Origin of the sequence: Neomegalonema perideroedes DSM 15528 (assembly GCF_000374145.1) — a bacterium.
Lineage (GTDB): Bacteria > Pseudomonadota > Alphaproteobacteria > Rhodobacterales > Rhodobacteraceae > Neomegalonema > Neomegalonema perideroedes.
The window spans coordinates 803,822-818,401 of record NZ_KB893654.1 but is presented as its reverse complement, the minus strand read 5'-3'; the positions used below and the strand labels follow the sequence as shown (position 1 = coordinate 818,401).

The following is a 14,580-nucleotide window of genomic DNA, read 5'->3' as shown; positions in this document are numbered from 1 at the left end:
TCAGCCTTCTTTCTCAAGGGTTTCAAGGCGGCTGGAGGCCTCCATCCACAGCTCTTCGGCGCGCTCCAGCCCATCGAGGATCTCGGCGCGTTTGCGCTGCAGCTCCGCGATCTTGGCGCCGTCGGCGGAGTCGTAAAGCGTGGGATCGGCGAGGCGCTCGTCGATGCGGTCGCGCATCTCCTCCAGCTTGGTCACGCGGGTTTCATTGGCGGCGACCTCGGCGCGCAGAGGCGCCAGAGCCTTGCGCAGCTCCGCCGCGCTGCGCCGCGCCGTCACGCGGGCGGATTCGGATTTCTCCGCCTCGCCGCCCGCCCCGCCCCGCTCGGAGAGCAGAAGGCGCTTATAATCCTCCATATCGCCCTCGAAGGGCTTCACGCCGCCGTCTCCGACCAGCCAGAGCCGATCCGCCACGGTCTCGACCAGATGCGGATCATGGCTCACGAGGATCACCGCCCCGCCGTAATCATTCAAAGCGAAGGTCAGAGCCTCGCGGCTTTCGATGTCGAGATGGTTGGTCGGCTCGTCGAGGATCAGCAGATGCGGCGCCTCCAGCGCGGCGAGGAACATCAGCAGACGCGCCTTTTGTCCGCCTGAAAGCCGCTCGACGGGGGTTTCGGCGAGTTCGCCGCCGAAGCCCGCTCCGCCGAGACGTCCGCGCAATTGCGCCGGAAGCTCCGTCGGGCGGCGGCGCAGAAGATGCTGATAAGGCGTTTCGCTCAGCACCAGCTCTTCGACCTGATGCTGGGCGAAATAGCCCACCTTGAGCTTGCGGGCGAAGGTGGCCTCGCCCTCCATGAGGGGCAGACGTCCGGCGATCAGTTTGGAGAGCGTGGATTTGCCCTGTCCGTTGGCGCCGAGCAATGCGATGCGGTCGTCCTGATCGATGCGGAAATCGAGGCCCCGCAGCACCGCCTTGCCGTCATAGCCCACCGCGCCGCCCCGCACCGCCAGCAGCGGCGGCGGAAGCTCCTCAGGGGTGGGGAAATGGAAATCGGCCACGCCGCCCACCTGCTCCACGGCGATGGGCCGGAGCTTCTCCAGCATCTTGACGCGGCTTTGCGCTTGGCGCGCCTTGCTCGCCTTGGCGCGGAAGCGGTCCACGAAGCTTTGCAGATGGGCGCGCTGAAGATCCTGTTTGCGCTTCAGAGCCTGCTGCTGCTCAAGGCGGGCGCGGCGTTGGGCGTCGAAATCGTCATAGCCGCCCGTGTAGGCCGTGAGCTTCTTATCATGCAGATGCCAGATCGCGTTGACGGCCCGGTTGAGCAACTGGCGGTCATGGGAGATGACGATGAAGGTCTTGGGATAGCGCGCGAGGTAATTCTCCAGCCAGACCACGCCCTCAAGATCGAGATGGTTGGTCGGCTCGTCGAGGAGCAAAAGATCCGGCTCGGAGAAGAGCAGCGCCGCCAGAGCCACCCGCATGCGCCAGCCGCCCGAAAACTCCTTCGAGGCCCGCTGCTGGGCTTCGGCGTCGAAGCCGAGGCCGTGCAGAATCGAGGCCGCCCGCGCCGGCGCCGCATGGGCGCCCATATCCGCGAGCCGGGTTTCGATCTCGGCGCGGCGGAGAGGCTCGGCGGTTTCGGCCTCGGCGAGCAGAGCGGCGCGCTCCAGATCGGCGGCCAGAACGATGTCGATCAGACTGCGGTCGTCGGCGGGGGCCTCCTGAGCCACCGAGCCCACGCGCCAGCCCGCCGGAAGCCGGATGTCTCCGTCGTCGGGCGAGATTTCGCCCCGCAGCAGTTTGAACAGCGTGGTCTTGCCCGCGCCGTTGCGCCCCACGAAGCCGATGCGGTGCCCTTCAGGCGCGACGGCCGTCGCCTCCTCGAAGAGAGGGCGGCCCTCGATGCGATAGGTGAGGTTGCGAATCGAGATCATCGGAGCATCCGGAAGCCGAGGGCGGAAAGCCTGCTTGGATAAGCCCGGAAGCCCCCCGCTTCAAGCCTCCGCGAGTCGCGCCTTCATGTTCGGCGCGGCTCTGGCCTTCGCGCGCCGAGAGGTTATAAAGACTTCTTGCTCCCGAAACGGGACGAAACACCGTTTCAGCCTCATCGGATCGCGCTCGTCTTAAGGAGTCCGCCATGTTCCGCCGTCGTTTTCTCCTGCTGCTTCTGCTGCTGATCGGCGTGGCGGCTCTGGCCTGGACGACCAGCGGACGCGGAAGCTTCATTCCGGCGGGGCAAACGCTCGGCGGCGGCGGAGGCTCCGTCTGGAGTTCGATCCGTTCGGGATTCGGCGGCTTTTATCGTCGGATCTTCGGCGCGGGCGGCGAAGGAGGCGGCGCGGGGGCCGCCTCGGGCGGAAGATGCCTCGGAGACGCGACCGGGGCGGTCATCGGCGGCCCCTTCTCGCTTCTCGACCAGACCGGCGCGCGCGTCACGGACAAGAGCCTGCTCGGCGAGCCTTTGCTGATCTATTTCGGCTTCACCTTCTGCCCGGACATCTGCCCCGTCGGGCTGGACCGCATGAGCGAGGCGACCGAAATTCTGGAGGCGGCGGGCCAAAAGGTCACGCCGGTCTTCATCACCGTCGATCCCGAACGCGACACCATCCCGGTGATGGCCGCCTATACGCAGCATTTCCATCCGCGCATGATCGGTCTGACCGGGGATCTTCAGGAGATGGACGCCGCCGCGCAAGCCTATAAGGTCTATTACAGCAAGCGCCCCGATCCGGATTTCGCCGACGGCTACACCATGGACCACACCGGATTCACCTATTTCGTCGACGCGCAGGGCCGCTTCCGCAGCTTCTTCCGCAACGGCGCGACCGGACAAGAGATCGCCGAAGGCGTCATGTGCCAATCGGGCAAGACATGACGCCGACTCAGGCGCATCCATAGGAGAAATTATGCGGTTGCACTCGTTTTAAAACGCCCTAAACAAAAGGAGGCGTCACCCCCCGGAAGGAGCCGAATCCATGAAGCCTCCATCTCGCCGCCCGCGCGCGCGCGCCCTTGGGCTCTGCGCCGCCGCCCTCGGCCTCGGCGCGGCCGCGCTCCCGGTCCGGGCCGACCCCGCCCCCCGCCTCATCGACGGGGCCGACGTCGGCGCCGTCCTTGAGATCGCGCGGCAATTCGGATTCGCCGAACGCGGACCGAGCCTCATCGGCGCCCCCACCCTGAACGGGCGGATGAGCGGCTTCGTCTACGCCGCCAACTTCACGGATTGCTTCGCAGGCCCCTGCGGCGGCCTTCAGTTCCGCGCCCTCTGGGGCGGGCGGCGGGAGATGACGCCCGACGCGGAGGCGCTCGCCGTCTGGAACGCCTTTTCACGATCCTGCAAGGCGTCGGTTTTCGAATCCAGCGCGATGGTGACCATGCATGTGACCCTGACCGGGGGCGTCTCGCCGCGCAATCTCGAAACGCAGTTTCAGCAATGGGCGGACTGCATGCGCTCCTTCGAGACGCAGATCATTCTTGAAAGCGTCCTGACTCTGAAGATCTGATCTTCAAACCTTGGGCGCGCCTCGGGCGAGGCGCGCCCGCGAGGCTTCGGGCGCTCAGGGCGCGGGCGGGCGTCCGCCGCCCTCAGGCCGCGGAGGCGGCGGCGTCTGACCGCCCCGCATCGGCGGCGGACGGCGCAATTGCTCGGCGTAGGCCGCGCGCTCCGCATCCGTCATCCGCCCGACCACGGCCATCAAATCCCGGTGGGCGTCGCTGGTCAGAGCCTCGCCCTGCTCGCGGATGAGCCGCAAGGCCTCCTCCAGCGCGGCGGGCAGGAAGGGCCGCGCCTCCAGCGCGAGAATCGCGGCGTCGCGGGCGGCGTGGATTTCGGCGCGTCTTTCGCGACGGGCCTCGCGCGAGGCGTCGAACATCGCCTTGACCTCCTCGCGACGGCTCTCCGGCAGATTGCGCAGCCAATGGCCGATCTCGCCGCCGCCGTCCTGAGCGGGCGGCGGGCCGCGATGATGGCTCAGAATCCAGCCGCCCGCCGCGCCGATCAGAAACAGATTCAGAATCAGCGAAGCGATCAGAGGCTTGCGCAGACGGTCGCCTCTGGCGCCTGCGGGGGCGGTCGAGCTCATGATCCCTCCATGGGGTCGTCGGCGGCGAGAAGGTCGATGGCTTGAGAGATCAGCAGCGGGCTCTCCTCCAGAGAGGCGAGGCCGTCGCTTTGCGTCGTCGTCCCGGTCCAGCTCGGCGCGGCCGCGCCCGTCGCCGCGCCGAGGCCCAAGGCCGCGCAGAAGGCCGCCGCCGCCGGAAATCCGCCGAGCGCCCGCAGCCAGTCGGCGAAGCCCGCCCCAAAGGCGCGGCGCGGCGCCTGTCCGGCTTTGACGGGCCGGACGGCGCGCGCCGCCGCGATCTCCGCCGAAGCCTGAGCGGCGTCGGCGAGGATGCGGGCCGTCAAAGCCTCCGAGATCTCCGGCTCGCGCTTCCGAGTCTCGCTGAGCAGCGCTTCAAGCGCCGCGTCGCTCCCGGAGGCGAAAAGGGTCTTGTCCGTTCCAGACATGTCAGGCCTCCTCCTTCACGTGTCATCTCCATCCGCCGAGGCGGGCGGCGAGGCTCGCTTTGAGCCCCCGGCGCGCCCGCGCCAGCAAGGATTCCATCGCCTCCACGCTCACGCCCAGAGCGGCGGCGGCCTCCTCGTTGCCGACCTCGGCGAAATGCCGCAGCGTGAGGGCCGCCCTTTGGCGTTCGGGCAATTCGCCGATGGCGGCGCGGGTCATGGCCGCTCTTTCGGCCTGGTCGATCCGGTCGAAGGCCGAGAGATCCGGGTCGGGGATCTCGGCGGCGGCCTCGTCGTCCAGCGGCTGGTCGCGGCGGCGGCGCAGCCGGTCGTAGCAAAGATTCGTCGCCACGCGATGCAGCCATGTCGAGACCTTGGTCTCTCCGGGCCGCCAGTCCGGCGCCAGACGCCAGAGCCGCAGCATCGCCTCTTGCGCGACGTCCTCGGCCTCGGCCTCGTCGTTGAGCATGCGCCGGGCGAGCCGCAGCACGCGCGACGCATGCCGGCCGGTCAGAAGGCGGGCGGCGGTCTGGTCGCCTTGCGCGAACAGAGCCATCAGCCGATCGTCGTCCGCCTCCTCCAGCCCCATGCCCGCTCCCGTCCTTCAGGCCCGCTCTTTTCAGAAAGGCCGCGCGCTTCTGCGGCGCGCGGCCGGTCCTCGCTCAGGCCTCAGAGATCGGTCGCCGGGGCCTCAGGCGCCGTTTCGGCGGCCGGAGCCTCGGGACGGGCCGGACGGCGCGCTTCGCGCAGCCGCTCGACGATCTGCTTCGCCGTATCGAGTTCGGCCTTCTCGACCACGCCGTCGCCGTTGATGTCAAGCAGCGTGAAGAGCCGCTCGTAAGGCTGCGCGAAGGCCTCCAGCGTCACCTCGCGCTCGAAGCCGGGACGGAAGCCCTGAGGCCCCTCGCCGCGACGGCCTTCGCCGAAACGGCCTTCCGGACGCGGGCCGCGCTCGCCGCTGCGGAGATCGGGACCGCCGCGGCCTTCCTGATCCTGAAAGCGCGGACCGGGGCCGCGATGATCGGCGCGGGGGCCGCGGCCTTCGCCGCCCCAGCGACGCTCATGGCCTTCGCCGTGGAAGCGGGGGCCGTGGTCGCGGTCGCCGCTGCGGAGATCGGGGCCGCCGCGGCCCTCATGGCCGTGGAAGCGAGGGCCGGGGCCGCGATCCTCACGGGATTCGGGGCCGCGGCGCTCGGCGCGGCGGTCGTCTCCACGATGGGCGCCCGGAGCGCGATCTCCGCGCCCCTCTCCGCGCGCTTCAGGACCGCGCTCGCCGCGAGGCCCCATCCGGCCCTCGGGGCCGCGCGGACCGAAGGCCGGACGCGCCGCCGCCAATTCCTCGGCGGAGAGGGCGCCGTCGCCGTCCTTATCGAGGCGGGCGAGCTGAGCGGCACCCAATTCCTCGGCGGAGAGCTTGCCGTCGCCGTCCTTGTCCAGAGCGGCGAAGCGGCGGGCGGGGGCTTCGGCCATCCAGGCCTGACGATCCGCGCGGGAGATCTTCCCGTCGCCGTCCTTGTCGAGTTCGGCGAAGCGGGCGGCCGCGGCGGCCTGAGCCTGCTCGCGGGTGATTTTTCCGGCGCCTTCCTTGTCGATCTCTCCGAAGAGGCGCTCGGCCTGAGCGATGACGGGGATCGATCCTCCACCGCCGACGCCGCCACCCGGGCCGGGGGCCGGCTGAGCGAAGACGGAAGCGGAGGCCAGAGCCAGAGGCGCGGCGGCCAGAGCGATAAAGAGCTTGCGCGAGACCTGCATTTGATGTTCTTTCTCGATTTATCCAACACGACTTTCAACGCCGCCGGGTTTTCCCCGGTCGGCGTTTTTGTTACGCAGGAGCGGAGCGCATCCGTCGCGCGATTTTCATAAAATCCGACTTCCTGTTTTGGAGACGCGGATGGAAAGCGGCCTCGGCCTCGAAGAAACCCTGAGCGGCCCCGTCGAACGCGTGATCTTCCACGCGCCGGACACCGGCTTCGCCGTGCTGCGCGTCCGGCCCGTCGGGCGGCGCGAGTCGGTCGCGGTGGTCGGGCGGATCGGCGCCGTGACCGCGGGCGAGACCATCGAGGCGACCGGCGTCTGGCGCAACGATCCCAATCACGGGCCTCAGTTCCAAGCCCGCGAGATCAAGGCCGCGGCGCCCGAGGGCGCCGCCGGAATCGAAGCCTTCCTCGGCTCGGGGGCTTTTCCCGGCGTCGGCAGAGCCACGGCGCGCAAGCTGGTCCTCGCCTTCGGCGAAGAGGTCTTCGACGTCATCGAGCGCGCGCCCGCCCGGCTCAGCCGCGTGGCGGGGATCACCTCCGCCAAGGCCAAGGCCATCGCCGAAGTTTGGGGCGAGCAGAAATCCGCCCGCGAAGCCATGGTCTTTCTGCAAGGCCACGGGCTCGGCCCGGCGCAGGCCGCCGCGATCTATAAGGCTTGGGGCGCCGCGACTCCGGCGCGGGTGCGGGCCGACCCCTATGCTCTGGCGCGGGAGATCAAGGGAATCGGCTTCGCCAGCGCCGACGCTCTGGCTCAGAAGCTCGGCGTCGCGCCCGATTCGCCGCAGAGGATCGGGGCCGGACTCTGGCGCGTGCTGGAGGAGGCCCTCGGCGACGGGCATTGCGCCCTCCCCCGCGCCGAAGCGACCGAACGCGCCGCCCATCTCCTCGGCGTGGATCAGACGAAGATCGAAGAAATCGCCGCGCAGGAGATCGCCGAGAAGCGCGTGATCCTCGACCGGATCGGAGAAGAGCCCTGCCTCTTCCAGCCCTGGCTCTACGCCACGGAGAGGGGGATCTCCCGAAGGCTGAGGGATCTGGCCGCAGGCGCGCCGCCCTGGTCCGCGCGCGGCCTCGCCCTCTCGCCCGAAGAGGCCGCCGCCCGCAGCGGCATGAAGCTGGAGGCCAGCCAATTGGCCGCCTTGCGGCTGGCGCTCTCCTCGAAGGTCATGCTGCTGACCGGCGGGCCGGGCGTCGGCAAGACGACCCTCACCAACGCGCTCCTGCGCATGCTGGAGCCCCATGGTCTGACGCTGAAGCTCTGCGCCCCGACGGGCCGCGCCTCCAAGCGTCTGAGCGAGACCACCGGCCTGACCGCCACCACCATTCATCGCCTGCTGGAGACCACCGGCGTCGGCGGCGGCTTCCAGCGCGACGCCGACAACCCCATCGAATGCGATCTGCTCGTGGTCGATGAAAGCTCGATGATCGACGCGCCGCTGATGCACGCGCTGCTCAAGGCGACGCCCCCGGAGGCCGCCGTGCTCTTCGTCGGCGACGCGGATCAGCTGCCGCCCGTCGGGCCCGGCCAGCCCTTCGCCGACATGATCCGCAGCGAGGCTCTGCCGACCGCCCGCCTCACGGAGGTGTTCCGTCAGGCGGCCGAGAGCAAGATCGTGCGGGCCGCCCACGCCATCAACCGCGGCGAAGTCCCCGATCTGACGCGGCCCGAAGGCGATTCCGATTTCTACTTCATCCCCGCCGAAGATCCGGAAACCGCCGTCCAGCGGGTGGTCGAGGTGACGCGCGACCATATCCCCCGCCGCTTCGGCTTCGATCCTCTGCGCGAGATTCAGATCCTCACCCCGATGAACCGGGGGAGCCTCGGGGCGAAATCGCTGAATCTGGCGCTTCAGGCGGCTCTGAACCCCAATCCTCCGGCCAAGGTCGAGCGCTTCGGAACCGTCTTCGGGGTCGGCGACCGCGTGATGCAGACCGAAAACGACCATGAGCGCGAGGTCTATAACGGCGATCTCGGCTTCATCGAAGAGATCGACCCGGAAGCGGAGAGCCTCCGCATCCGCTTCGACGGACGGCGCGTGGAGCTCGGCTTCGAAGCTCTGGAGAAGCTCGCCCTCGCCTACGCCGTGACGATCCATAAATCCCAAGGCTCGGAATATCCCGCCGTGCTGGTGGTCCTCGCGAACCAGCATTACGTGATGCTGCGGCGGAACCTGCTCTACACCGCCGTGACCCGCGGCCGGAGGCTCGCGGCGATCATCGGTCAGGCCCGCGCCGTCGAGACGGCCGTGCGCCAGACCGAAGGAACGCGGCGCTGGTCGCGCTTGACCGAATGGCTGGGTTCGCCGGAAGGCTGAAGCCGAGGAAGGGGGTTCGCGGCCAGAGAACGAGGTTCGCGGAAGGAATCCCGCCCGGAGACGGTTCGCGGCGATTGCCTTTTCGCGTCATCCCCTGCATTTTGGAGACTGCGCCATTTTGCGCCATCCTCGGCGCGGAATGTCGGCCCCTGAGATTCTGACAGAGACGAAAGCATGAAATGGCAAGGGCGCCGCGGCAGCGGCAATATCGAAGATCGGCGCGGGCTGAAGGCGGCCGGCGGAGGCCTCGGCCTCGGAGCCATCGTGCTTTTCCTCGCCTCCCTCTTCTTCCCCGACGCGGTGCCTCTGCTGCGGATGGTCGGCGTCGGCCAGCCCGGCGCGCCGAGCCAGCAGCAGGTCGCGCCCGGTCAGGTGGACCCCAATGATTCGGCGGCGCAATTCATCTCCGTGACCCTCGCCGACACCGAAGAGGTCTGGACCGAGATCTTCCGCGAGGATCTCGGCGCCGCTTACATCAAGCCGACTCTGGTGCTCTTCTCCGGCGAAACCACCTCGGGCTGCGGCGCGGCGGAGGCCTCCAGCGGCCCCTTCTATTGCCCCGCCGACCGCAAGGTCTATCTCGACCTCGACTTCTTCCGCACGCTGGAGCGTCAGCTCGGCGCGGGCGGACAATTCGCTCAGGCCTATGTGGTGGCTCATGAGGTGGCGCATCACGTTCAGAACCTGACCGGCGCCGTGCGGCGCGTGGATCAGGTCCGCAGCGCGGGCAACCGCCTCCAGACCAATCAAGCCACCGTGCGGCTTGAGCTTCAAGCCGATTGCTATGCGGGCGTCTGGGCCAATCGGGCGCATGAGAAATTCGGCAGCCTGACCTCGCAGGATCTCTCGGAGGCGCTGAACGCCGCCGCGAAGATCGGCGACGACGCCCTGCAAAGCCGCTCCGGGCGCGTGCGCCCCGAGAGCTTCACCCATGGCACCTCGGAGCAGCGTCAGCGCTGGCTGACCATCGGCCTGCGCGGCGGCGACATCCGCCAATCCGACACCTTCTCCCCGGATTACAACGACCTCTGAGCCGCGCCGCGAGAGGATGCGGAAAACTTCATGGCCCGCCTCCGGGAAAGAGGCGGGCCATTTGACTTCAGAAGCTTATCCGATGAAATTCGCGCCGATCCTCAGGCGTCCCGCCCGTCGACCTCCCGCTCTAGACGCTTGACGCCGTCCCGCGCCGTCTGGCTGAAGGGATTGATCTCCAGAGCTTTGCGGAAAGCCGTCAAAGCCTCCTGCGGACGATCCATCTTCTCCAGAATCGCCCCAAGGCCCGACCAGGCTGCGAAATGACGCGGCTCCAGCTCCACCGCCCGCCCCACGTCGGCCAGAGCCCGGCCGAAATCTCCGTCGGCGTAGGCGGCGGCGGCGCGCGAGCTCCAGCCCTCGGGGAATTCCGGCGCGAAGGCGATCAGCCGCGAGAAATGCGCCTTGGCCTTGTCCAGCTCGCCCGCCCGCACGGCCCTTTTGCCGCGCAGAAGCAGCAGATCCAGCGTGTCCGACCCCGATTCCGACCAAAGCCGCCCGATCTGAGCCTGAACCCGCGTGGCGGCGGCCTCCGTCATGGCCGGATCGAGCAATTGGGCGAAAAGCGCGTCCAGACGCTCCGCGCGGGTCTGAGGCGCCGCGTCCTCGGCGGCGGGCGGCGGCGCTTCGGCGGCGGCGCCCTCCATCTCGGGAATGGCGAAGGGCTCCACGCCCTCCAGCTCCAGATCCTGCGCTTGGGCGGAGAAGCCCGCCGCCAGAAACAGAACCAAGGCCGCCCCTGCCCCGAGGGCGCCCTTTCCAAGCCCGCGCCGCGCGCGTAGAAGCCTTGCGTGCATGGCCTTTCCCCTTCGAATTCGTCATGGCGGCGCCTTGGCCTTGCAGCTATCCTAACCGCCGCCTCAGAGCCCGCGAAGGCTCCCATAAGCTCAGGAGGAATATGATGGACGCGCAGAAGATCGCCAAGGCCGTCGAAACGGCGAAGGATAAACTTTCCGGCGCCGATTCCCTAGGGGCCACCATCCTCTTCGAGTTCAAGGACGGCGGCGCGGTCTTCGTGGACGGGCGCGGCGGCGCGCCCGAGGTCCGGGAGGGAACCCCCGGCGAGGAGGCGCAATGCGTCATCCGCGCCAATTTCGACACCTTCAAAGAGCTGATGGACGGCGAATTGAATCCCACCGTCGCCTTCATGACCGGCAAGATCAAAATCGACGGCTCCATGGGCGTGGCCATGAAGCTGGCGCAGATCCTCTGACGTCTGTCCGACGAGGCCGCCCATGAGACGCTTCAGCCTCATTCGTCAGGCGGCGCGCGCGCGGGCCATAGCCGGAGCTTTGCGCCGCTACGGCCAAGAAGAGCGCAAGCCGCCCTACGCCCCCAAGCCGGAGGTTCCGGAAGGGGCCGAGGGCTTTTGGGTCGAGCCGGGCGAGGGCCTGCGCCTGCGCGCCGCCTTCTGGCCGGGCGGCGGCCGGGGCCTCGTGACGCTGTTGCAGGGGCGGGCGGAGTTCCTCGACAAATACGCCGAGGCCGTGGGCGAATGGCGCGCCCGCGGCTTCGCCGTGCTCGCCTTCGACTGGCGCGGACAGGGAGGCTCAACGCGGCGGGCGGCGGATCGCCGCTTAGGATATGTCGAGGATTTCAAGGAATTTCAGGAAGACCTTCAGGCGGTTTTGGATCATCCGCTCGCTCTGGAGATCCCCGGACCCAAATTGATGGTCGGGCATTCCATGGGCGGGGCCGTCGGGCTGGAGGCGCTCTACGGCCCTCTGCGCGAGCGTTTCGCCGGAGCGGTCTTCACCGCGCCCATGTTCGGCATTTCGCTGGAGCCGGGGCTGGAGCGTCTGGCGCGGCGGCTCTCCGCGCGCTTCGTGCGGATCAAGCTCGGCCAGAGACGGGCCTTCGGGCAAGAGCGCCGCAGCGGCGCCGAGCGCCCCTTCGAAGGCAACAGCCTCACCAGCGACGAGCGTCGCTTCAACGTCATGGCGCAGATTCTGAAGGCGCAGCCTGATCTGGCCCTCGGCGGCCCGAGCTGGGCTTGGCTGGCGGCGGCCTTCCGGGCCATCGACGCTTTGGCGGCGCGCCCGCCGCAATCTCTGGACCTCTCCTGCCTCGTCTTCACCTGCGAGCGCGACACGGTGGTGCAGAACGCCGCCATCGACCTCTGGGCCGAACGCGAGCCCTTGTCCCGGCTGGTGAACCTCTTCGACTGCCGCCATGACGCCTGGATGGAGACCGACGCCATCCGCCAGAAGCTCTGGCGCGAGATCGACGGATATCTCGGCGAGCGCGGGCTCTAGAGCCCCGGCTTGGCGCGCATGCGCCTCAGGCGGCGGAGGATGAGGACCGCACCCGCCAGAATCGTCACCTCGAGGATGAGCAGGTTCAGGACGCCCCAAATCGGGAAACCCATGCCGATCAAGGCGCTCTTTCGCAGTCCACGGGCGGAGTTGAGAAATGCCGGAACATCGATGAAGAAATGCCAAAATCCTCCAAAGAACATGACTGCGCCCAAAATCATGAGGATCGGATTCGGCGCCGCCTGTGGTTCAGGCGGCTTCGGCGCGCGCGCCATGTCCCTTAAAGACATTCTGACGAGCGCGATCAGCGCCGGCGCCATGAGGAGGCCGGTGATGAGGGTCGCGACATAGGGCGCCTTCGTCGCCGGGCTGACCCGCTCCAGAAACTCGACGCGCGGCGCGAAGATCGGAAAAGCTTGCGCCAGAAGCGACGCGAGAGCGTCGAGGCTGTCCCTAAAGAGCCAGAGGAGCAGATAAGGCGCGCTGAGGATTCCCATAAAGAACATCGTGACATAGGCGCCCCGGTCCGGCGGCTGACAGGCCTCTTCCGGCTTCGTCGGGTCAGGCGAAGGGCGATCGGACATTCAGGGCCGCCTTGCTTCCGTCATCGGAGGGAATCAGGCCTCCGGCGACCGTCTGGCCCTCAGGCCGCAGCGGAGGCCGCAAAGCGCTCTATTCCCGATGATAGGGATGGCCCGCCAGAATGGAAGCGGCGCGATAAAGCTGTTCGGCGAGAACCGCCCGCGCCAGCATATGCGGCAGAGTGAGCCGCCCGAGCGAAACCACCCAATCCGCCCTTTCGCGCAAGGCTTCGGCGTGGCCGTCGGCGCCGCCGATGAGGAAGACGGCCTCCGCCGCGCCGCCGTCGCGCCAGCGCCCGAGCTTTTGCGCGAAATCGAGGCTGGAGGGAGTTTCGCCGCGCTCGTCCATAACGACGAGCTTCGCGCCCTGCGGCGCGCGCTCCAGCAAGAGCGCGCTCTCGTCTTCGCGGCGGCCCGATTTGGCCTCCAGCTCCAGAAGCCGCGCCGGGCCGATCCCCACGCCCCGCCCCATAGGCGCGAGGCGTTTCAGATAATCCTCGGTCAGAGCCTTCTCAGGCCCCGGACGCGCGCGCCCGATCGCGAGGAGGCTCAGCCGCATGGGATGATGCGGCTCATTCGTCCCCGGGCTCGAATTTCGAGGTCACGTTGCGACGCTCCAGCGGCTCCTCGTCGGGGCCCAGCCAGATGCGCTCCAGCGTGTAGAACTCGCGGACTTCGGGGCGGAAGACATGCACGATCACGTCGCCCGCGTCGACCAGCGCCCAATCGCCGCCCTCGACGCCTTCGGCCCGCGCGATCAGCCCGAGCTTGCCTTTCAGCCGCTCCATGAGCTTCTCGGCGATGGTCGTCACATGGCGCGTCGAGCGGCCGTTGGCGATGATCATATAATCCGCGAGGGGGGTTTTCTGGCGCAGGTCGATGACCGCGATGTCCTCGGCCTTATCGTCGTCCATCGCCTCAAGCGCGGCGGCGAGCAGCGTCTCAGGCGCGATCTCCGGCGCGGGGGAGCCCTCAAGCGCCGAGGGAGGTTCGGCGGGACCGGAATCGGTCGGCGTTTGCACGTTCAGCTTGCAACTCCATGAAGGCCGCTCGCGCGAGCCGGGAATCGGCGGCGGGGGCGGAGGCTGCGGAATCCGGCTCAGGATAGCCTTAAGCGGGTCCGCGCTCAAGTCCAAGCGAAGACCCGTCCGAGGATGCGCCTCTATTCTCTGGCGCGAGGCGCCTGATCGGGTAATCTGCGCGGCGTTCGCGCCCCCTTCAGCCTTCGGAAAATCCCCATGAGCCTTCACGTCGCCGTTCAGATGGACCCCATCGGCCCCATCGACATCACGCAGGACTCCACCTTCGGCATGCTGCTCAAAGCGCAGGAGCGCGGGCATCGCCTGAGCTATTACACGCCGGGCCAACTCTCGCTGAAGGACGGCGTTCCCCTCGCGCGCTCGCGGGGGCTGAAGGTGCGGTCGGTTCAGGGCGACCACGCCGAGCTGGGCGAAGAGCGCTTTGGGCCGCTCTCGGATTTCGACGTGATTCTGCTGCGTCAGGATCCGCCCTTCGACATGTCTTATCTGACGACCACTTATTTTCTGGAACTGGTCCATCCGAAGACCCTCGTGGTCAACGATCCCTTCTGGGTGCGCAATTACCCGGAGAAGCTGCTGGTCACGCAATTCAAGGATCTCACGCCGCCGACCCTCATCACCCGCGATCTGAAGGAGCTTCAGGCCTTTCACGCGGAGCATGGGGAAATCATCGTCAAGCCCCTGTTCGGCAATGGCGGCGCGGGAGTCTTCCGCGTCCACGCCGACGGCGTGAACCTCCCCTCTCTGCATGAGCTTTACACCGGCATGACCCGCGATCCCTTCATCGCGCAACGCTATCTGCCCGCCGTGCGCGAGGGCGACAAACGCATCATCCTCATCGACGGCAAGCCGGTCGGCGGCGTGAACCGCATTCCCGCCCATCATGAAACCCGTTCAAACTTACATGTCGGCGGGCGGGCGGCGGCTCTTGAACTCACGAAGCGCGATCACGAAATTTGTGAAGCCATCGGGCCGTTGCTGAAGGAGAAAGGCCAGATCTTCGTCGGCATCGACGTGATCGGAACCTATCTCACCGAGATCAACGTCACCTCGCCGACGGGCGTCTGGCAGATGTCGCGTTTCGACAAGATCGACGGCTTCGGCCTCATCTGGGACGCCATCGAACAAAGGCGCGCCCAAGGCTGAGCCCAAACA

At 67.9% G+C, this 14,580-nt stretch carries 16 protein-coding genes; 7 read left to right on the top strand and 9 right to left on the bottom strand.

Translation table 11 applies throughout. From position 1 onward, the window contains the following. Positions 1 to 1,875, bottom strand: a complete 1,875-nt coding sequence (locus B161_RS0111035; protein WP_018633460.1) for an ABC-F family ATP-binding cassette domain-containing protein — start codon at positions 1,873 to 1,875, stop codon at positions 1 to 3. Positions 1,876 to 2,078: 203 nt separating this feature from the next. Between B161_RS0111035 and B161_RS17855 the strand changes: the two genes are divergently transcribed. Together B161_RS17855 and B161_RS0111025 are read left to right on the top strand one after the other, a co-directional pair. Next, positions 2,079 to 2,816, top strand: a complete 738-nt coding sequence (locus B161_RS17855) for an SCO family protein (protein ID WP_018633459.1) — start codon at positions 2,079 to 2,081, stop codon at positions 2,814 to 2,816. Between the two features lie 100 nt (positions 2,817 to 2,916). Then, positions 2,917 to 3,444: a YbjN domain-containing protein gene (locus B161_RS0111025; RefSeq protein ID WP_018633458.1), complete on the top strand. Its 528-nt coding sequence runs from the start codon at positions 2,917 to 2,919 to the stop codon at positions 3,442 to 3,444. Between the two features lie 54 nt (positions 3,445 to 3,498). On the opposite strand, the gene B161_RS0111020 is transcribed toward B161_RS0111025, so the two are convergent. The 4 genes from B161_RS0111020 to B161_RS19450 form a co-directional block, all read right to left on the bottom strand. Beyond that, a complete protein-coding gene (locus tag B161_RS0111020; RefSeq protein ID WP_018633457.1) occupies positions 3,499 to 4,023 on the bottom strand; it encodes a periplasmic heavy metal sensor in 525 nt (174 codons plus the stop codon). After that, entirely contained in the window at positions 4,020 to 4,448 is a 429-nt protein-coding gene (locus tag B161_RS0111015) for a hypothetical protein (protein ID WP_018633456.1), read from the bottom strand. Before B161_RS0111015 ends, B161_RS0111020 begins: the two co-directional genes overlap by 4 nt. Before the next feature lie 22 nt (positions 4,449 to 4,470). Beyond that, positions 4,471 to 5,034 carry an RNA polymerase sigma factor gene (locus B161_RS17850; protein WP_018633455.1) on the bottom strand — a complete coding sequence of 188 codons (564 nt, stop codon included), beginning with the start codon at positions 5,032 to 5,034 and terminating at the stop codon, positions 4,471 to 4,473. Between the two features lie 80 nt (positions 5,035 to 5,114). Further along, positions 5,115 to 6,197 carry a hypothetical protein gene (locus B161_RS19450; RefSeq protein WP_018633454.1) on the bottom strand — a complete coding sequence of 361 codons (1,083 nt, stop codon included), beginning with the start codon at positions 6,195 to 6,197 and terminating at the stop codon, positions 5,115 to 5,117. Positions 6,198 to 6,336: 139 nt separating this feature from the next. On the opposite strand from B161_RS19450, the gene recD2 reads away from it, so the two are divergent. Both recD2 and ypfJ read left to right on the top strand, forming a co-directional pair. Next, positions 6,337 to 8,517, top strand: coding sequence for an SF1B family DNA helicase RecD2 (gene recD2 / locus B161_RS0111000; RefSeq protein WP_018633453.1), 2,181 nt, complete (start codon positions 6,337 to 6,339; stop codon positions 8,515 to 8,517). 174 nt (positions 8,518 to 8,691) lie between these two features. Further along, positions 8,692 to 9,549: a KPN_02809 family neutral zinc metallopeptidase gene (ypfJ, locus tag B161_RS0110995; protein ID WP_018633452.1), complete on the top strand. Its 858-nt coding sequence runs from the start codon at positions 8,692 to 8,694 to the stop codon at positions 9,547 to 9,549. A 101-nt stretch (positions 9,550 to 9,650) separates the two neighbouring features. On the opposite strand, the gene B161_RS0110990 is transcribed toward ypfJ, so the two are convergent. Next, a complete protein-coding gene (locus B161_RS0110990) occupies positions 9,651 to 10,280 on the bottom strand; it encodes a tetratricopeptide repeat protein (RefSeq protein ID WP_018633451.1) in 630 nt (209 codons plus the stop codon). 170 nt (positions 10,281 to 10,450) lie between these two features. Here B161_RS0110990 and B161_RS0110985 point away from each other — a divergent pair, with 170 nt between their 5' ends. Both B161_RS0110985 and B161_RS17840 read left to right on the top strand, forming a co-directional pair. Next, positions 10,451 to 10,762, top strand: coding sequence for an SCP2 sterol-binding domain-containing protein (locus B161_RS0110985; protein ID WP_018633450.1), 312 nt, complete (start codon positions 10,451 to 10,453; stop codon positions 10,760 to 10,762). Between the two features lie 22 nt (positions 10,763 to 10,784). Further along, complete coding sequence (locus B161_RS17840; RefSeq protein ID WP_018633449.1) at positions 10,785 to 11,804, top strand: alpha/beta fold hydrolase; 1,020 nt, start codon at positions 10,785 to 10,787, stop codon at positions 11,802 to 11,804. Here the strand turns inward: B161_RS17840 and B161_RS0110975 are convergent. From B161_RS0110975 to rsfS, 3 genes are all read right to left on the bottom strand, one after another. Then, positions 11,801 to 12,388, bottom strand: coding sequence for a hypothetical protein (locus B161_RS0110975; protein ID WP_018633448.1), 588 nt, complete (start codon positions 12,386 to 12,388; stop codon positions 11,801 to 11,803). The two genes, B161_RS17840 and B161_RS0110975, sit on opposite strands and share 4 nt — an antisense overlap. 88 nt (positions 12,389 to 12,476) lie before the next feature. Then, positions 12,477 to 12,944 carry a 23S rRNA (pseudouridine(1915)-N(3))-methyltransferase RlmH gene (rlmH, locus tag B161_RS0110965; protein ID WP_018633446.1) on the bottom strand — a complete coding sequence of 156 codons (468 nt, stop codon included), beginning with the start codon at positions 12,942 to 12,944 and terminating at the stop codon, positions 12,477 to 12,479. Between the two features lie 13 nt (positions 12,945 to 12,957). Further along, positions 12,958 to 13,338, bottom strand: coding sequence for a ribosome silencing factor (gene rsfS, locus B161_RS20085; RefSeq protein ID WP_040789915.1), 381 nt, complete (start codon positions 13,336 to 13,338; stop codon positions 12,958 to 12,960). A 285-nt stretch (positions 13,339 to 13,623) separates the two neighbouring features. On the opposite strand from rsfS, the gene gshB reads away from it, so the two are divergent. Continuing rightward, positions 13,624 to 14,571: a glutathione synthase gene (gene gshB, locus B161_RS0110955; RefSeq protein WP_018633444.1), complete on the top strand. Its 948-nt coding sequence runs from the start codon at positions 13,624 to 13,626 to the stop codon at positions 14,569 to 14,571. The last annotated feature ends 9 nt before the right edge of the window (positions 14,572 to 14,580 follow it).